Genomic DNA, 15729 nt, shown 5'->3' on the forward strand with positions numbered 1-15729 from the left:
AGCAGGTCGTTGCACGGATATTGCGAATCGCCACCCCAGATTGCGCAATCGTTACGCGCACCGCTTCGCGGCCCGCCTCGCAGATCTTTCTCGGACCTCGCACACCGACTCGCCGCACGAAACGCCGTCGCCGGAATGCGAGGGTATGCGCGAAGCTCAGCGGTGGCTTTGGGATGAGAAGTTGAAGTGCTCGGGTTATAGCGGGGGTGAACCCTTTGGTTGCGCTGCTCGACGCCAAGCTGGATATCGGGGGCTCGGAGATCCTCTGGCGCGAGGTCATCGGCAATGGTTTCGGTCTGGCCTCCGCGGTCGGTGGTATGCGGCGACGGGTGTGGGCGTGGCCGATCGGGATCGCAGGCAATGCGCTGTTGTTCACCGTTTTCGTCGGCGGAATCTTCAACACGCCACAGCATTTGAATATGGCTGGACAGGCCGGTCGTCAGTTGATGTTCATCGCGGTCAGCGTGTACGGCTGGTGGAGTTGGTATCGGCATGCGCGCGCCGAAACCGGACTCGAACATCGCGGCGTCGTACCGCGCTGGGCCAGCGGGCGCGAACGGCTGGTGCTGGTGGCGGCGATGCTGGTCGGCACGGCGGCCTTCGCTCAACTATTCGCGTGGATCGGTTCCTACGGCCCGTGGGCCGAAGCATGGATCTTCACCGGATCGGTCCTGGCGACCTATGGGATGGCACGCGGGCTATCCGAATTCTGGCTGATCTGGATCGCCGTCGATCTCGTCGGCGTGCCATTGCTGGTGAAGGCGGGCTATTACCCGTCCGCGACGCTGTATCTGATCTATGCGGGCTTCGTCGCGTGGGGCTTCGTCGTCTGGGTGCGCACCCTGCGCGAATCGGCTCCTGTGGTCGCTGATCTCGCGCCTTCGCGTCCCTAGAAGTTTTTTCGCAACCTCCGATGAATCGGCGCGGCGGCGCCGGTATGTACCCGCAAACCCATCGGAGGAAGCAATGAAGATGACCACGGGACAGCGCTGGGTACTGGCGCTGACGTCACTCGCGGGTTTGATGATCGTGCTCGACGCACTGGTCGTCACGACCGCGATGCATGCGATCCAGCTCGATCTGCACGCATCGATCGGCGAGCTGGAATGGACTATCAACGCCTACAACCTGAGTTTCGCGGTGCTGTTGATGGCGGGCGCGGCGCTCGGTGACCGCTACGGTCGCAGGCGGGTGCTCGTCGGCGGGTTGACGTTGTTCAGCGCGGCGTCGGCCGGATGTGCGCTGGCACCGAATCTGGGTCTGTTGATCGCCGCAAGGACGGCGCAGGGCATCGGGGCCGCCGCCATCATGCCCGTGGCGGTGGCCTTGCTCTCGGCGGCGTTCCAGCCGGAGCAGCGGACCAAGGCGCTCGGATTATTCGCGGCGGCAACCGGATTGGCCACCCTCGGCGGACCGCTCGTCGGGGGTGCGGTGGTGCAGGGCTTGGCTTGGCAGTGGATCTTCTGGTTGAACCTGCCGATCGGGGCGGTGCTGATCCCGCTGGTGCGCACGCGGCTGGCAGAAAGTGTGGGGGCGCCACGCAGATTGGACTTTCTCGGGATCGCGTTGGTGAGCGTCGCCGCCTTCGGCATCGTCTGGGGTCTGATTCGAGGCAATGAATCCGGTTGGGCCAGCCCCGAAATCGTGCTCGCTTTCTTGGCAGGTGCGGTGGCACTGATCGGATTCGTACGCTGGGAGCTGCGCACCACCGCGCCGCTGATTCCCATGCGCTTCTTTGCCTCGCGCGCCTTCTCCGCGGGCAATGCGGTCGGATTCCTCCTGGCCGCCTCGATTTTCAGCGGTGCGTTCTTCTTCGCCCAGTTCCTGCAGATCGTGCAGCAGCAAGGCCCACTCGGTGCTGGGCTGCGCCTGGCGCCGTGGACGGTCACCCTGTTCCTGGTGGCGCCGATCGCGGGCAAGCAGGTCAACCGGTTCGGTGAACGTCCGCTGGTTGTCACCGGTTTGCTCATGCAGGCCGTCGGCTATGGGTGGATCGCCCTCACCACCGGACCGGACCTGCCGTACTCCGCGATGATCGCGCCCTTCGTCATCTCCGGCGTCGGTGTGTCGATGGCGATTCCCGCCGCGCAGAGCGCGGTACTGCGCGCGGTTCCGATGCCTGCTGTCGGCGCCGCGTCGGGCACCTACAACACCCTGCGCCAACTCGGTGGTTCCTTCGGAATAGCGGTTCCCGCAGCTGTTTTCGCGGCGGTGGGTGGCTTCACCAGCGCGCGGGCCTTCAGCGACGGTTTCGCGGCCGCCATCGGTACCGCTGCTTTGCTTGCCCTCCTCGGCGCCGCCATCGGCCTGCTTATCCCGGCCGGTGCGCCGGTCCCGCCAGCACCCGCTGAGCGGGTTTCGGCCGACCCCGCGGGGACACCGAGCGGCGGGGTTACCTCCGACTCGGCAGCTCGCGAGGACCGCACCGGGGTGAAAGCATGACCAGCGCCACAGATTCCTCGGTAGGTTGTGCACCCATGACGGTCAGTGCGGATTTCGCGGCGCGCACCGCGCCCCACCGGCCCGAACTGCTCGCGCACTGCTACCGGATGCTCGGGTCGATCCACGATGCCGAGGATCTGGTGCAGGAGACGATGCTGCGGGCCTGGCGCTCAGCCGACCGTTATGACGAGGATCGGGCATCGCTGCGCACCTGGCTGTATCGGATCGCCACCAATGCCTGCCTGACCGCGCTCGAACAGCGTGGCAGGCGAGCACTGCCCACCGGGCTTGTCGGGCCCAGCGATACCGCGGTCACCAAACCGCAGCGCCATCCCGAAATCCCTTGGCTGGAGCCGATTCCCGATGCCCTGCTCGGCACCTCGGCCGACGATCCGGCAACCGTGATCGCGGCCCGCAGCGGGATCCGACTCGCATTCATCGCCGCACTGCAATACCTCCCCGCCCGGCAACGCGCGGTATTGATCCTGCGCGACGTACTCGCCTGGTCCGCGGCCGAAGTCGCCGACCTGCTCGAAACCTCCACCGCCGCGGTCAATAGCGCACTGCAACGCGCCCACGCCCAATTGGAAAAAGAGGCCCCCATGCTCGACCGCATATCGGAATCGTTGAGCCCGGACGAGCGCGCGATGATCGATCGCTACGTAACCACCTTCGGCAATGCCGACATGGCCGAATTCGCCAAGCTCTTGCGCGACGATGTGGTCCTCGAAATGCCGCCCGCCCTGCTCTGGTTCGCCGGACGAGCGCATGTGGTCGAATTCTTCACCGACAAGTGCGGTTCCACACCCGACGAGTGGCGCGCAATCCCAACATCCGCCAACACCCAACCCGCCATCGCCTACTACCGATTGGACGAAAACAACACCTACCACGCTCATTCCATCCACCTGCTCACATTGCGCGATGCGGCTATCGACCGGATCACCGTCTTCCTCGATGCCTCCCTCTTCTCCGGCTTCGGCCTCCCGACCACCCTCTGAACAGTGGTTGGGGCACCGCATCAGGGTGGGCTGGATCGTCGAGCTTGTCCGCGGCGGATGGTAGGAACCCTGCGTGGACCTACAAACCGCCGCAGCAGCGCTCGCAGATGCGTCGCTACGAGATGAGGCGGTGGACGCGATGGTGGCCGCAGGTGACTATGTGATCGAGCCGCTACTCGACGAGTTGGTCGATCCGGATTCATGGCTCGACCACTCGGGCATTATCGCGGTGCTGCTGCGGTTCGGTAGCGAACCGCTCTAGACCACGTCGACCCGAACCCCAGCCGCCCGAATCGTCGCCACCGCAACCGGATCCGCGTCCGAATCCGTCACCAGGACATCAACCTGCTCGATCCCGCAAATCCGAGCCAACGCCGAGCGCTCCAACTTGTCCGCGGTGGCCACGACCATCACCTGACCGGATCGCCGCACCATCTCGGTGGTCACGCCCGCCTCGTCGATATGCCGACACTGCGCTCCGCCCTCGGCGGAGATCGCATTCACCCCGAGAATCAATGCGTCCAAACGCAATTCGGCCAACGCGCGCTCGGCCAACGGCCCGTGCAGCTCGTAGGACTCCCGGCGCGCCACCCCGCCCAGCACGATTGTGCGCATATGTGGGCGCAGTACCATTTCACCCGCGATATTGAGTGCGTTGGTGACGATGGTCAGCGGGTCACCGGCCGCATTGGCCAAATCGGTTCGTCCGGCCAATGCCCGCGCCACCGCGGTCGTCGTTGTCCCACCGTTCATTCCGACCACCGCACTCGGTTCGACAAGTCCCGCAGCGTGTTCGGCGATTCGCTGCTTCGGCTCGTCCGCAGCCTGCCGGTAGCGCGCAGGTAGGTCGTAGGCGACCGAAGTCGCGACGACACCGCCGTGTGTCCTGGTCGCCAACTGCTGTTCGGCGAGTGCGGTGAAGTCGCGGCGCACCGTCGCCGGGGAAACCCCGAGGCGTTCGGCGGCTTCTTCTACCGAGAGCCGCCCGGTCTCGGCGAGCAGTTCCAGCAGTCGGTTCCATCGCTGCGGCCGGTCCGTCGGTCCGGTCATCTCATGCCTTCCCGTCCACGCGGGCGACCTGCCGTTTTTCCACGTACGCAAACAATATGACCACAGGCACGTGCCGACCGTAGAGATTCGGCCGCCGTATTGCCAAGCCGGACACCCGCATCACCGCGCCCGCAGCCCGTCGAGCACGAGATCGACCACCCGACGGACCGCCTCCGGATACGACTCACCGGCCCGGGTATAGATCTGCAAGGTCATCAGCCCGGCCACCTCCCCGGGCTCGATATCGATGCGCATGGCACCGGCCGCCTGCGCCTCCCTGGTCATCCGCGAGACCAGCTCGACAATCCGCCCCCGCACCTCGTGCAACCGCGGATCGGCCTGAATCTCGGCATGCAGATTCGGCTCGATCGCCGATGCCAACGCACCGACCCGCCGCTGCGCACATTCGTGCAGAAACCGCGAAAGCGCAGGCCACGCGGCGTCCTCCTGCTCCAATGCGGTCGCCGCCAAGTGGGCCAGATCCGCGAGGTAGGACTGGGCGGTCTCCGCGATCAACGCATCCCGATCCGGGAAGTGCCGATACAGCGTGCCGACACCCACCCCCGCCCGGTCCGCGATCTCCTTCATCGGCACATCGACACCGCGCTCGCGGAAGGTCAGCAGGGTCGCGGCAATGATCTGATCCCGGTTATTCCTGGCATCCGCCCTCTTCAGACCGGTCGTCACCCCGCACCTCCAAGACCAAGTGGACGAAATCCTTCCACTTACTGTACCCTTTCGCTAACCGGACGAAATTCGTCCACTTAGCCGAAAGGTGTTGTCATGAACAAGACGGTTCTGATCTCGGGCGCGGGCGTCGGCGGCTCGACCCTCGCGTACTGGCTGGCCGAACGCGGCTTCCAGGTCACGGTGGTCGAGCGGACAACAGGGCAACGCTCCAGCGGAAACCCGGTCGACGTAAAAGGACCCGCAATCGACGTGGTCGAGCGCATGGGCATCATGCCGCGGCTGCGTGCCGCGAATTCCGCCGTGTCCCACATGAATTTCGTCAATGCGAGCGGCCGGCGCGTCGCCCGGGTCGACCTGAAGGCGTTCCAGGGATCGGCGGGCGAGCGCGAGGTCGAGGTCCCCCGCGCCGATCTCGCCGCGATCCTGCTCGACGCGAGCCGCGACAAGGCCGAATTCCTTTGGGGCGACACCATTACCGGCCTGACCCAGCACGCCGAGGGCGTCGACGTCACCTTCGAACACGCCCAACCCCGCCGCTTCGACTTCGTAATCGGCGCGGACGGCCTGCATTCGGTGGTGCGCCGTCTGACCTTCGGCGACGAATCCGAATTCGTCCGGCATATGGGCATCTACATCGCCACCATCCGGCTCGATGAACCATTCGGCAGCGACCGCGAAGTTCTCATCTACAACACACCGGGACGAGCACTGTCGGTGCACCCGACGAAGGGTCGCGCCCTCGCGGCATTCATGTTCCGGCACAAGGGCGTACCCGGTTTCGACCACCGCGACACCGAACTGCACAAGCGCCTGGTCATCGAGGCCTTCACCGATCAAGGCTGGCGGGTCCCCGAATTGCTGGACCGCGTCCGCGACACCGATGACCTGTTCTTCGACTCAGTCAGCAAGGGCGAGCTGCCGCGCTGGTCGGACGAACGCATCGCACTGCTCGGCGACGCCGCATCCTGCGTCTCACTGTTCGGCGACGGCTCCACCCTCGCGATCGCCGGTGCGTATACGTTGGCGGAGGAACTGGCAGCCACACCCGAGGACCACCAGGCCGCGTTCCAGCGCTACGAGACCCGGCACCGGGTACTGGTCGATCCCAAACTCAATGGGGTGGCCACCGCGGCGTCGATGCTCATTCCGGCGACGAAGGCCGGAATTGCACTGCGCAATACCGCAACTCGGGTCCTTCCGGCTGTCACGGCCATTCGCAACCGGGCCCGGCACGCCGCTTGAAGCTCAGGCCAATCCCACCGTCAATTCAACGCAAGCCCGGAATTCACGAAATACGCGATCTCCTCGCATATTTCATCCAGTGACACCTCGGTATCGGGATGGGTGGTCCGCACCAGCTCCTGGGCCAGCGAATTCACCGCACCGATCACCGCGAGCGCGAACAGATCGAACCGGCGCGCCTTGGTCTCGCCCCGCTCGACGGCCCGCTCCGCCTCGCTGATCAGTAGCGATGAGAGCAGGCGGCGCTGCTGCCTGCGCCAATCCTCCACGGCCGAACTGACGCCGACCACTTCGACGTAACACACCCGCGCGGACCGATGATCGGCGCAGGTCACCTCGAGGTAGGCCCGAAAACTGTCGACGACCCGCGTCGAAAGCGGTTGGCCCGCAGTCTTCGACATACTTTCCAGTGCTCGTTCGACCGCATGCGAGGTAATGCGATTGACCAGCGCGATCAACAATGCCTCGCGACTGCCCATATCCTCGTAGAAACTGCGCGTGGAAACATTCGCGACGGCGCACAGCCGTTCGATCGAGGTGGCCGCATAACCCTGGGTACCGAATAATTCCAACGCGGCATCGATGAGTCGCGCCTGCCGCTGGGCTACCCGCTGTTGCTTGGACAGCCCGCCGTAACTGCGGCCCTCCTTGGGTTCGTCATCCTGTCGTGCCACGGATTCGATGCTACCGGTCGGAAGCGCCTACCCCGGGCCACGGACATCCCAATGACCGCTACTACTGTGCGCCGACGACCTGCCCGAGTTCTCTGTATGCCCGCAGGTTGTGCACCGATAAACCGCTTGGCTCGCACGGCTTTCCGGGTCGACGCTGCGGCACACCGAACATGTTTTGAACTCTTCCACCCCAAATCGCGATCCAGAAGGCCATACCCCGCCCCAGACAGCTGTGCCCGAAAGCGAAAACGGCGGGTGACACATGGCCACCCGCCATCGCTGGCGGCGACTACTTGACGCTGCCCGCGGTAAGCCCCGCGACCAGGCGCTTCTCGATGAATGCGAACAAGATGACCACCGGAACGATGCCCACCGTGGAGATCGAGAAGACGTACTGCCACGCCGTGTCGTACTGCCCGACGAATTTGGTCAGCGCCACCGACAGCGGCTGGTTTTCCGGCGTGGTCAGCACCACCAGGCTCGCCGCGAATTCGTTCCAGCAGGCCACCACCACGAAAATCGTCGCGGTGACGATGCCCGGCCAGACCAGCGGCAGACTCACCCGGACCAGGATCTGCCAGCGACTCAGTCCATCGAGCTGCGCGGCCTCCTCGATCTCCACCGGAATGGCGGCGAAGAAGCTGTGCAGGATCCACACCGCGAACGACAGGTTGAACGCGGCGTTCACCAGGATCATGGCCAGCCAGGTGTCATTGATGCCGAGGGTGAAGAACTCTCGGATCAGGCCGGTCACCAATACCGTCGGCTGCAACATCTGGGTGACCAGCACCAGTGCGAGGAATACCGCGCGTCCCGGAAACTTGTGCCGCGCCGTGTAATACGCGGCCGGGATGGCCACCACGAGCACCAGCAAGGTGGCGCAGACCGAGATGATGATCGTGCTCACCAAGTTGTATGGCAGCGGCGTCTCCGGGGTGTCCCACATGGTGGAGTAGTTGTCCGGATGCCAGGTCTCGGGCAGATACGTCGGCGGGATGCGCAGGATTTCGGCGCGGCTCTTCAGCGAGCCGAGCACCATCACCACGAACGGGGTCAGGAAGATGACGGCAAGCACCACCCCGACCGCGGTGAGTTCCCACCGCCGCCGCCGAGATCGGCCGGTCGGGGCCTCGGCAACCGTTGCGTCCGGCGGGATTTCCACACCCGCGATGTGAATGTCGGCCTGTGTCGTCATGCGTCCACCTGCTGGGTCGGCTTGATGACCTTCACATAGATCGCGATGATGACCACGATCAGCGCGAAGTTGAGCACACTCATGGCGGCGGCGGTATCGAGCTGTTGGTTCTGACGAATCAGCTTGAACGTCAACGTCGTCGTCGTATCCGCACCGAAGCCCGCGATACTGCCGGTGATCACCTGCAGAATGGGCAGCGAGTTGAACACATTGATGATGTTGATGATCGTCGCCACCGCGATCGCCGGACGCAGTTGCGGCAGTGTGAGATACCGATAGCGCTGCCACGCACTGGCGCCGTCGACCCGGCCCGCCTCATCGATCTCGGCCGGAATCGATTGCAGCCCGGCCAGAATCGTGTAGGTGGTGAACGGGATCGAGACGAAGACCGCGACGCCGATCGCCACCAGGAAGGCGGGCGTCGGCTGTTTGGTGAAGCCGTAGCCCCGGTCCAGCAGCCCGATATCGACCAGGAACCGGTTGGCGATGCCGACATCGGGATCGAGCATGTAATAGAAGATGGTCGTCGTCATCACGACCGAGGCCGCCCACGGCACCAGGATCGCCATACGCACCGCGGTGCGTCCCGGGAAATCCTTGTTGAGGAACTGCGCCAGCCCCGCCGAGAGCACCAGGGTGATCAGCACGACGCTGACCACCCAGACCACGGTATGCGCCAATACCGATCCCAATTCGCTGATATCGAACAGGTTTCGGTAGTTGGCCAGTCCGGCGGGACCGCGATCCTGGCCGTAGGCGCTCAGGTCCCGGGTGCTGGTCCAGACCATATAGCCGACCGGGAACGCGACGATGGCCGCGATCAGCACCAGGGACGGCCCGATCCAGGGGGCGGCCCGGAGTGTCGAATTCTTCCCTGAAAGTACCCGGGTTCCTGTGTTCAATTTGCGGCCCTCCCGGGGCCCTGCGTGGTCACGCTGCGCTACCTCCTCCGGGCCCGTCGCTCGGGCCGCCGTGCGCCCCACGCTATTTCGCTGCTTCCTGAATCCGCTGCAGCACCTGAGCCGGGTCCGCCCCCTGCGCGATGGTGCCCATCTGCTGATGCATGGCGCCCTGCGCCGCAGCCCATTTCGGGTTATTGCTCGGGTAGAACTTGGCCACCGGCAGGGTCGACGCGAAGGCCTTGGTCACCGGGTCATCGGCGAGCACCGCGGTGGCGCTGGTCGTGATCGGGATGAAGTGCTCGTTCTTGACGAAGTTCGAGTACACATTCGCCGAGTAGAAGAAGTCGAGGAACTTCTTGATCGTCTCGGCCTTCTTGCCGTCCTTCTTGAATGCCATCAGGTGATCGGCTACGCCCAGCGTGACCGGCGCACCGTCCTTGGTCGGCGTGGGCGCGGTGGCGTACTTCAGACCCGGATTCTTATCGGCGATCTGGGCGATGGTGGGCGGCAGGCCCTCGATCATCCCGATCTTGCCCTGGATGAAGGAGTTGATGACGTCCTTGCGGTTGGTCGCACCCGGATTCGGCTGGGTGACACCGGCATCGAAGATCTCCCGCATGGCCTTGACCCCCTCCAGGTTCTGCGGGGTATCCACGGTGATCTTGTCGCCATCGGACCAGTTGCCGCCCGCGCCGAAGGTCCACAGCGACGTCTCGGCCTGCGATTCCTCACTGCCCAGCGGCAGACCGTAGCCGGAAACACCGCCGCCGAGCGCCTGGATCTTCTTGGCGGCATCGGTCAGCTCGGCCCAGGTCTTGGGCGGTGTGGTCACCCCGGCCTTCGCGAAGAGGTCGGTGTTGTAGAACAGGGTCCGCGTGGAGGCGAACAACGGCATCGCATACTGCGTGCCGTTCAGCGAGGCATTCTTGGCGAAGCCGGGCTGCACGTCCGACAGCACATTCGGGGAGACGACCTCGGATACCGGATAGAGCATGCCGTCACCGGCGAAGCTGGCATACGCGTCGATATTCAGCAGATCCGGGGTGGTGGACTTGGACTGCAACTTGGTCTTCACCACATCGTTGATCGACTCCCAGGACTCCATCTGCAGGTTGACCTTGTAGTCCGGGTTCTGCTTCTGGAAGTCGTCGATGATGCGGTCCCACAGCGCCTTGGTGCCATTGGCACCGTCGCTGTAGGTGGGAGCCAGGAAGTTGATCGTCTTATCGGAGTCGGCCGAATCCTTGGAGCCGAAACCACAGGATGAGACGGCGAGCGCGAGGCCGGTGACCAGCGCGATCCCCGCGAGGACGCCGTGGAGGGGTCTTTTCACGAGCAGAACCTTTCAAATTTTCGCTCCGGGCGCTACCGCACCGCCGATGATGGAGCGAACGAATCGACTGACGAACAATCTAGACCCAATAGTGATCATATGTGACTGATTCGCTCGTAAATTTGACATGAACGATCACATGGGTTGATTCTGTTGATGTGCCGATCTCCGCTCACCCCACCCCCGTGACTCATCTGGCCGCCGAAGTCGCCACCCAGCCGGACGACTGGGTTCGCGCCGAGACCACCGCCGCCGAATACCGCGCCGTACTGCCCCAACCAGGCGAGCGCGTCGCAGTCATCGGTTGCGGCACTTCCCTGTTCATGTCCCGTGCCATCGCATCACTGCGCGAGGGCTCGGGACAGGGCATTACCGACGCCTGGCCCGCCAGCGAGGTCCGCGCCGGTCGCGATTACGACCGCTACCTGGTCATCTGCCGCTCCGGCACAACCACCGAGGTGGTCGATGCCATGCGCGCGATTCCGACACATATTCCGCGGACCGTCATCTGCAGCAGTCCGGGCACCCCGGTGCTCGACCTCGGCGATCCGATCCTGATCGACGAGGTCGACGAGCAGTCGGTGGTGCAGACCCGTTTCGCCACCACCGCGCTGGCGATTCTGCGCTGGCATCTCGGCGAGGATCTGCGTCCGGCCATCGAGCAGGCCAGGGCCGTACTCGCCGAGGATCCGGCTGCGGCACTGGCCGACGTGCGTCGTGCCGAGCAGATCAGCTTCGTCGGGATGGGTTTCGCGGCCGCGATCGCCGAGGAGGCGGGGCTCAAGCTGCGCGAATCCTGCCAGTCCTGGACCGAGTCATATCTGCAGACCGAATACCGACACGGACCGATCAGCATCTCCACCCCCGGCCGCGCCGTCTGGGCCTTCGGACCTCTGGTCCCCAATTTCGCGGCCGATGTAGCCGTCACCGGGGCGCACTTCGAACATCGCGATATCGATCCGATGGCCGATCTGGTGCGGGTGCACCAGCTCTGTGTGCTGCGCGCCGCCGACCAAGGGCTCGACCCGGATCATCCGCGCAACCTCAACCGTTCCGTCGTTCTGGATCGGTGAGCGGTCGCTACCAGGAACTACTGTGCGGATATGGGAACGGAACAGCCCCCGACCACCGTGCACCGCCCGGATCTCTCGGACCGCACGGGCGTAGCGACCTCGGCGGTGCCGGACGCCGCGGCAGCGCCGGGGCCGGCTGCGGAACAGCACCCGGTCACGGCGTTGACCGATGATCTGCTGGTGCTCGGCCTCGATGTCGGCGGCACCACGATGAAGGGTGAGGTCACCGATGCCGCGGGCACGGTGCTCGCCTCGGGTGTGGTGGCCACACCGCAGGGCGAGGCCGCCTTCGAAACCATGGGGGCGCTCGGCGATCAGTTGCTGGCAGAGTTGACCGATGACCAGCGCGATCGCGTCGCGCGCGCGGCGGTACTGCTGCCGGGCATTGTCGATCCGGTCCGTTCGATCGCGGTATTCAGCAGCAATGTCGGTTGGCGCGATGTGCACATCGGCAATCGGTTCACCGATCGCTGGGGTATACCGGTGCTGATCGAGCACGATGTCGCGGTGGCGGGCTGGGCCGAATGGCGGTTCGGCGCCGGGCGCGGCCACGACGACGTGTGCGTGGTCATCCTGGGCACCGGCATCAGCGGCACCCTTTCCGTCGGTGGCCGTTTGATGCGCAGCGCGTACGGGCAGACCGGCGAATACGGACACATCCCGGTGCGGCACGCCGACGGATTGCGCTGTCCCTGCGGCAATATCGGCTGCGTGGAGACCGTGGCGTCGGGCGCGGCCATCGCCCGCGCGTACGCGAAGCGGACCGGTCACGCAACAGCAAGCGCGGCCGATGTTTTCGCGATACTGGACACCGACCCCGACGCCAAAGCCGTGATCGCCGAAGCGATCAGCGCGCTTGCCGACGGACTGCTCGGCCTCATCCATGCGGCCTGTCCCGAACTGATCATTCTCGGCGGCGGTCTGGCCGGGGCCGGACCCGCGCTGACCGAACCCCTGCACCACACCATTGCCGAACGCCTGCGCGTGGTGCCCGCGCCGCGGGTTGTACTCGGCGAGTTCGGTGCCCGCGCGGGGCTCATGGGTGCGGCACTGTTCGCCAGACAGGGAGCGCTCACGTGACTCGCGTCGAGACGAGTGCAGGTCCAGCGCGTCGGTTGCGGCGCATCCAACCGATGGGTTCGGTCGCACGCTACGAAACGCGGATCGGCGATATGGCGCGGGCCCATACAAGGTTGCCCGCATGAGTCTCGAGATTCGCGGACGGATCGTATCGGCGACATCCGAATTCGACGACGGCGTCGTGTCCATCCGCGCAGGCCGGATCGACAGGGTACGCACGCTCGCGGACTGGGTTGCCGCACATCCGGATTCGACCGTGCCCCCATTTTCCGGCACCGTACTGCCCGGCCTCGTCGATATTCACAACCACGGTGGCTTCGGCCATCGGTTCGACACCGTCGACGGTGCCGAGGCCCGGGCCGCCGCCGAGTTCCATCACACGCACGGCTCGACCACCGTGCTGGCCAGCGTTGTCACCGGCGCCGCGCCTGACATGATCGCGCAGGTCGCGACGCTGCGATCCTTGGCGGCGGACGGCACCATCGGCGGAATCCATGCCGAGGGACCGTTTCTGGCCGCCGCACGGTGTGGTGCGCAGGATCCCCGATATCTGCGCGATCCCGATCTGGAGCTGACCGAACGACTGCTCGCTGCCGCCGACGGATATCTGCGGGTCATGACGCTCGCCCCGGAGCTGCCGGGATTCGACAAGGTCGCCCGACGTCTGTCCGACAGCGATGTGGTGGTGTCGCTGGGCCACACCGATACCGATTTCCCCCGGTTTCGACAGACCCTGCGACCCAATGGATTCGGCAGTCTGGTCACGCACTTGGCTAATGGAATGCCGCCACTGCATCACCGAACGCCCGGTCCGGTGGCTGCCGCACTCGTCGCCGCGGCGCAGCGCCAGGTCGTCGTCGAGCTGATCGGCGACGGGGTACACGTCGACTCCGGTTTCGGCGCTTTGGTTTTCGCGACCGCGCCCGGCCAAATCGCGCTGATCACCGACGCGATGCAGGCCGCGGGCATGCCCGACGGCGAATATCAGCTCGGTCCGCAAGTCGTCCACGTCGCCGATGGCGTGGCACGGATAGCCAATGGATCCATCGCGGGCGGCACCGCTCACCTCCTGCACTGCCTCGCTTGGGCGGTCCGAGAATGCGGTGTGCCGTTGCGCGAGGCTGTGATTGCCGCCACTTCGGTACCGGCAGCGGCGGCTGGACTGGCCGATGTGGGCGACCTCAGAACCGACCATTTCGCCGACCTGCTGATAGTCGATGACAATCTGCAGTTGCGCCGGGTGCTCAGACGTGGACAGTTGTTGACGTGATCCTCACCGTGACAATGAATCCCGCCTACGACATGACCTACCGGGTAGAGCATTTCGAGCGCGGCCAGGCCCATCGGGTCCGTTCGGTCGAGCAGCGCATCGGCGGCAAGGGCATCAATGTGACGCGGGTGCTCAATCAGCTCGGAAAATATGCCAGGGCAACGGGATTCTCCGACCACGCCTTCGCGGCCGCCGCCGAGTTGGAGATGCCGGTCGACTTCGTGCACGCACTGCCCTGGGTCCGGCGCACGGTGGTGATCAGCGAATCGGGCGACGGCACCGCGACCGCACTGTGGGAGCCGGGTGCACGGGTGTCGAATCCACATGCCGCCGAACAGCTCTCGGTCCGCGTTTCGGGCATGCTGCCCGATATCAACGGCCTGGTCATCTCTGGATCACTGCCGGGCGGCATCGCCCACGGCCTGCCCGCCGAAATCGCGCGCACCGCCATCGCCGCCGGCATCCCGACCGTCTGCGATGTCGACGGCGAGTCATTGCGCCTGGCCGCGCAGGTCCCCGGCATCGTGCTGATGCCGAATACCGAAGAGCTGGAACGTCTCACCGGACGGGTCCCGGTGACCCCCGACGAAGTCGCCACGGCCGCACGGCCGCTCATCGAACGCGGGGTGCGCGCCGTCGTCGCGACCCGCGGCGCCGAGGGCATGGTCGTGGTCACCGCAGAGGGCGCGTGGTCGGCAATTCTTCCCGAACCACTCGCCGGAAACCCTACCGGCGCGGGCGATTCCGCGACGGCCGCGGTGATCGCGGCCCTATCGGATGCGAAAGACACCCCCGACTGGCCCGCCGTTCTGGTCGACGCCGTCGCCACCTCTGCCGCCGCGGTCGTCATCCCGGTCGCCGGTGAAATCGATCGCCGCCTGCGCACCCAGATCGCACCGACGGTGATCGTCGAACGACTAGCCACCCCGCAGGAGACCTCCCCATGACCTCGAGACCCGTCGCGGACCTGATCGCGGCCGCCCGTCCGGGCGGTCTCGGCGCCTTCAACGTGATCACCATCGAACACGCCGAGGCCATCGCCGCAGCGGCTGAGGCGTCGAAACTGCCGGTGCTGCTCCAACTTTCGGAGAATACCGTGCACTACCACGGCAGTCTTGCCCCGATCGCGCTGGCCTGCTCGAGCATTGCCGCCGACAGCAGCGCCGATATCGCCGTGCACCTGGACCATGCCACGTCGTTCGAACTCATTCGCACCGCGGTCGACCTCGGCATCCGCTCGGTCATGTACGACGGCTCCATCCTCGACTACGCCGAAAATGTCGCTGCCACCGCCGATATCGTCCGCTGGTGCCACGACCGCAATGTCTTCGTCGAGGCCGAACTCGGCGAGGTGGGCGGTAAGGACGGTGCGCACGCCCCCGGCGTCCGCACCGATCCGGACGGGGCCGTCGAATTCGTCGCGATAACCGGCGTGGACGCCCTCGCCGTGGCCGTCGGCTCCTCGCATGCCATGCAAACCCGCACAGCCGAACTCGATAACGACCTGATTGCTCGACTGGCCACGAAAGTTCCTGTCCCCCTTGTGCTGCATGGCTCCTCCGGCGTCCCCGACGCCGGTCTGCGGGCCGCCGTCGAGCACGGCATGACCAAAATCAATATCGCCACCCGGCTGAATGTCCTTGCCACCGAAGCGATCCGGGCCGCACTCGCGGACGACGTGACCATTGCCGATCCACGCAGGTACCTGAAGCCCGCTCGCGACGCGATCCAGGTCGAGGTCGAACATCTGCTGCGGGTGCTCGCCGGATAGGTCTCT

At 65.4% G+C, this 15729-nt stretch carries 16 protein-coding genes; 10 read left to right on the forward strand and 6 right to left on the reverse strand.

The genetic code is table 11. From position 1 onward, the window contains the following. The first annotated feature begins 206 nt into the window (after positions 1–206). The 4 genes from pnuC to OIE68_RS28470 all read left to right on the forward strand — a co-directional run bounded on the left by pnuC (position 207) and on the right by OIE68_RS28470 (position 3705). Positions 207–893, forward strand: coding sequence for a nicotinamide riboside transporter PnuC (pnuC, locus tag OIE68_RS28455; RefSeq protein WP_327094125.1), 687 nt, complete (start codon positions 207–209; stop codon positions 891–893). 73 nt (positions 894–966) lie between these two features. Beyond that, positions 967–2442, forward strand: coding sequence for a DHA2 family efflux MFS transporter permease subunit (locus OIE68_RS28460; RefSeq protein ID WP_327094126.1), 1476 nt, complete (start codon positions 967–969; stop codon positions 2440–2442). Next, the gene (locus OIE68_RS28465) at positions 2439–3443 is read left to right on the forward strand and encodes a sigma-70 family RNA polymerase sigma factor (RefSeq protein WP_327094127.1); all 1005 of its coding nucleotides are present in this window, start codon (positions 2439–2441) and stop codon (positions 3441–3443) included. The genes OIE68_RS28460 and OIE68_RS28465 overlap by 4 nt, the downstream gene beginning before the upstream one ends. A gap of 73 nt (positions 3444–3516) precedes the next feature. Next, positions 3517–3705, forward strand: coding sequence for a hypothetical protein (locus OIE68_RS28470; RefSeq protein WP_327094128.1), 189 nt, complete (start codon positions 3517–3519; stop codon positions 3703–3705). On the opposite strand, the gene OIE68_RS28475 is transcribed toward OIE68_RS28470, so the two are convergent. Next, positions 3702–4493 (reverse strand): DeoR/GlpR family DNA-binding transcription regulator, encoded by a 792-nt coding sequence (locus OIE68_RS28475; protein ID WP_327094129.1) that lies wholly within the window; start codon positions 4491–4493, stop codon positions 3702–3704. The two genes, OIE68_RS28470 and OIE68_RS28475, sit on opposite strands and share 4 nt — an antisense overlap. Positions 4494–4613: 120 nt before the next feature. Further along, positions 4614–5180 carry a helix-turn-helix domain-containing protein gene (locus tag OIE68_RS28480; RefSeq protein ID WP_327094130.1) on the reverse strand — a complete coding sequence of 189 codons (567 nt, stop codon included), beginning with the start codon at positions 5178–5180 and terminating at the stop codon, positions 4614–4616. A 96-nt stretch (positions 5181–5276) separates the two neighbouring features. Here OIE68_RS28480 and OIE68_RS28485 point away from each other — a divergent pair, with 96 nt between their 5' ends. Further along, positions 5277–6425 (forward strand): FAD-dependent monooxygenase, encoded by a 1149-nt coding sequence (locus OIE68_RS28485; RefSeq protein ID WP_327094131.1) that lies wholly within the window; start codon positions 5277–5279, stop codon positions 6423–6425. A 20-nt stretch (positions 6426–6445) separates the two neighbouring features. Here the strand turns inward: OIE68_RS28485 and OIE68_RS28490 are convergent, their stop codons facing one another. From OIE68_RS28490 to OIE68_RS28505, 4 genes are all read right to left on the reverse strand, one after another. Continuing rightward, the gene (locus tag OIE68_RS28490; protein WP_327094132.1) at positions 6446–7099 is read right to left on the reverse strand and encodes a TetR/AcrR family transcriptional regulator; all 654 of its coding nucleotides are present in this window, start codon (positions 7097–7099) and stop codon (positions 6446–6448) included. 289 nt (positions 7100–7388) lie between these two features. Then, the gene (locus OIE68_RS28495; RefSeq protein WP_327094133.1) at positions 7389–8294 is read right to left on the reverse strand and encodes a carbohydrate ABC transporter permease; all 906 of its coding nucleotides are present in this window, start codon (positions 8292–8294) and stop codon (positions 7389–7391) included. Further along, positions 8291–9196: a sugar ABC transporter permease gene (locus OIE68_RS28500; RefSeq protein ID WP_327094134.1), complete on the reverse strand. Its 906-nt coding sequence runs from the start codon at positions 9194–9196 to the stop codon at positions 8291–8293. Before OIE68_RS28500 ends, OIE68_RS28495 begins: the two co-directional genes overlap by 4 nt. 82 nt (positions 9197–9278) lie before the next feature. Continuing rightward, complete coding sequence (locus OIE68_RS28505; protein WP_327094135.1) at positions 9279–10529, reverse strand: extracellular solute-binding protein; 1251 nt, start codon at positions 10527–10529, stop codon at positions 9279–9281. Between the two features lie 158 nt (positions 10530–10687). Here OIE68_RS28505 and OIE68_RS28510 point away from each other — a divergent pair, with 158 nt between their 5' ends. The 5 genes from OIE68_RS28510 to OIE68_RS28530 all read left to right on the forward strand — a co-directional run bounded on the left by OIE68_RS28510 (position 10688) and on the right by OIE68_RS28530 (position 15723). Next, complete coding sequence (locus OIE68_RS28510) at positions 10688–11602, forward strand: sugar isomerase (RefSeq protein WP_327094136.1); 915 nt, start codon at positions 10688–10690, stop codon at positions 11600–11602. 30 nt (positions 11603–11632) lie between these two features. Continuing rightward, positions 11633–12682: an ROK family protein gene (locus tag OIE68_RS28515; RefSeq protein ID WP_327094137.1), complete on the forward strand. Its 1050-nt coding sequence runs from the start codon at positions 11633–11635 to the stop codon at positions 12680–12682. 121 nt (positions 12683–12803) lie between these two features. Further along, positions 12804–13952 carry an N-acetylglucosamine-6-phosphate deacetylase gene (locus tag OIE68_RS28520; protein ID WP_327094138.1) on the forward strand — a complete coding sequence of 383 codons (1149 nt, stop codon included), beginning with the start codon at positions 12804–12806 and terminating at the stop codon, positions 13950–13952. Further along, positions 13949–14899: a 1-phosphofructokinase family hexose kinase gene (locus tag OIE68_RS28525; RefSeq protein WP_327094139.1), complete on the forward strand. Its 951-nt coding sequence runs from the start codon at positions 13949–13951 to the stop codon at positions 14897–14899. The genes OIE68_RS28520 and OIE68_RS28525 overlap by 4 nt, the downstream gene beginning before the upstream one ends. Next, entirely contained in the window at positions 14896–15723 is an 828-nt protein-coding gene (locus OIE68_RS28530; RefSeq protein ID WP_327094140.1) for a class II fructose-bisphosphate aldolase, read from the forward strand. Before OIE68_RS28525 ends, OIE68_RS28530 begins: the two co-directional genes overlap by 4 nt. Positions 15724–15729: the final 6 nt, after the last annotated feature.

Source organism: Nocardia vinacea, from assembly GCF_035920345.1.
Classification (GTDB): Bacteria; Actinomycetota; Actinomycetes; order Mycobacteriales; family Mycobacteriaceae; genus Nocardia; species Nocardia vinacea_A.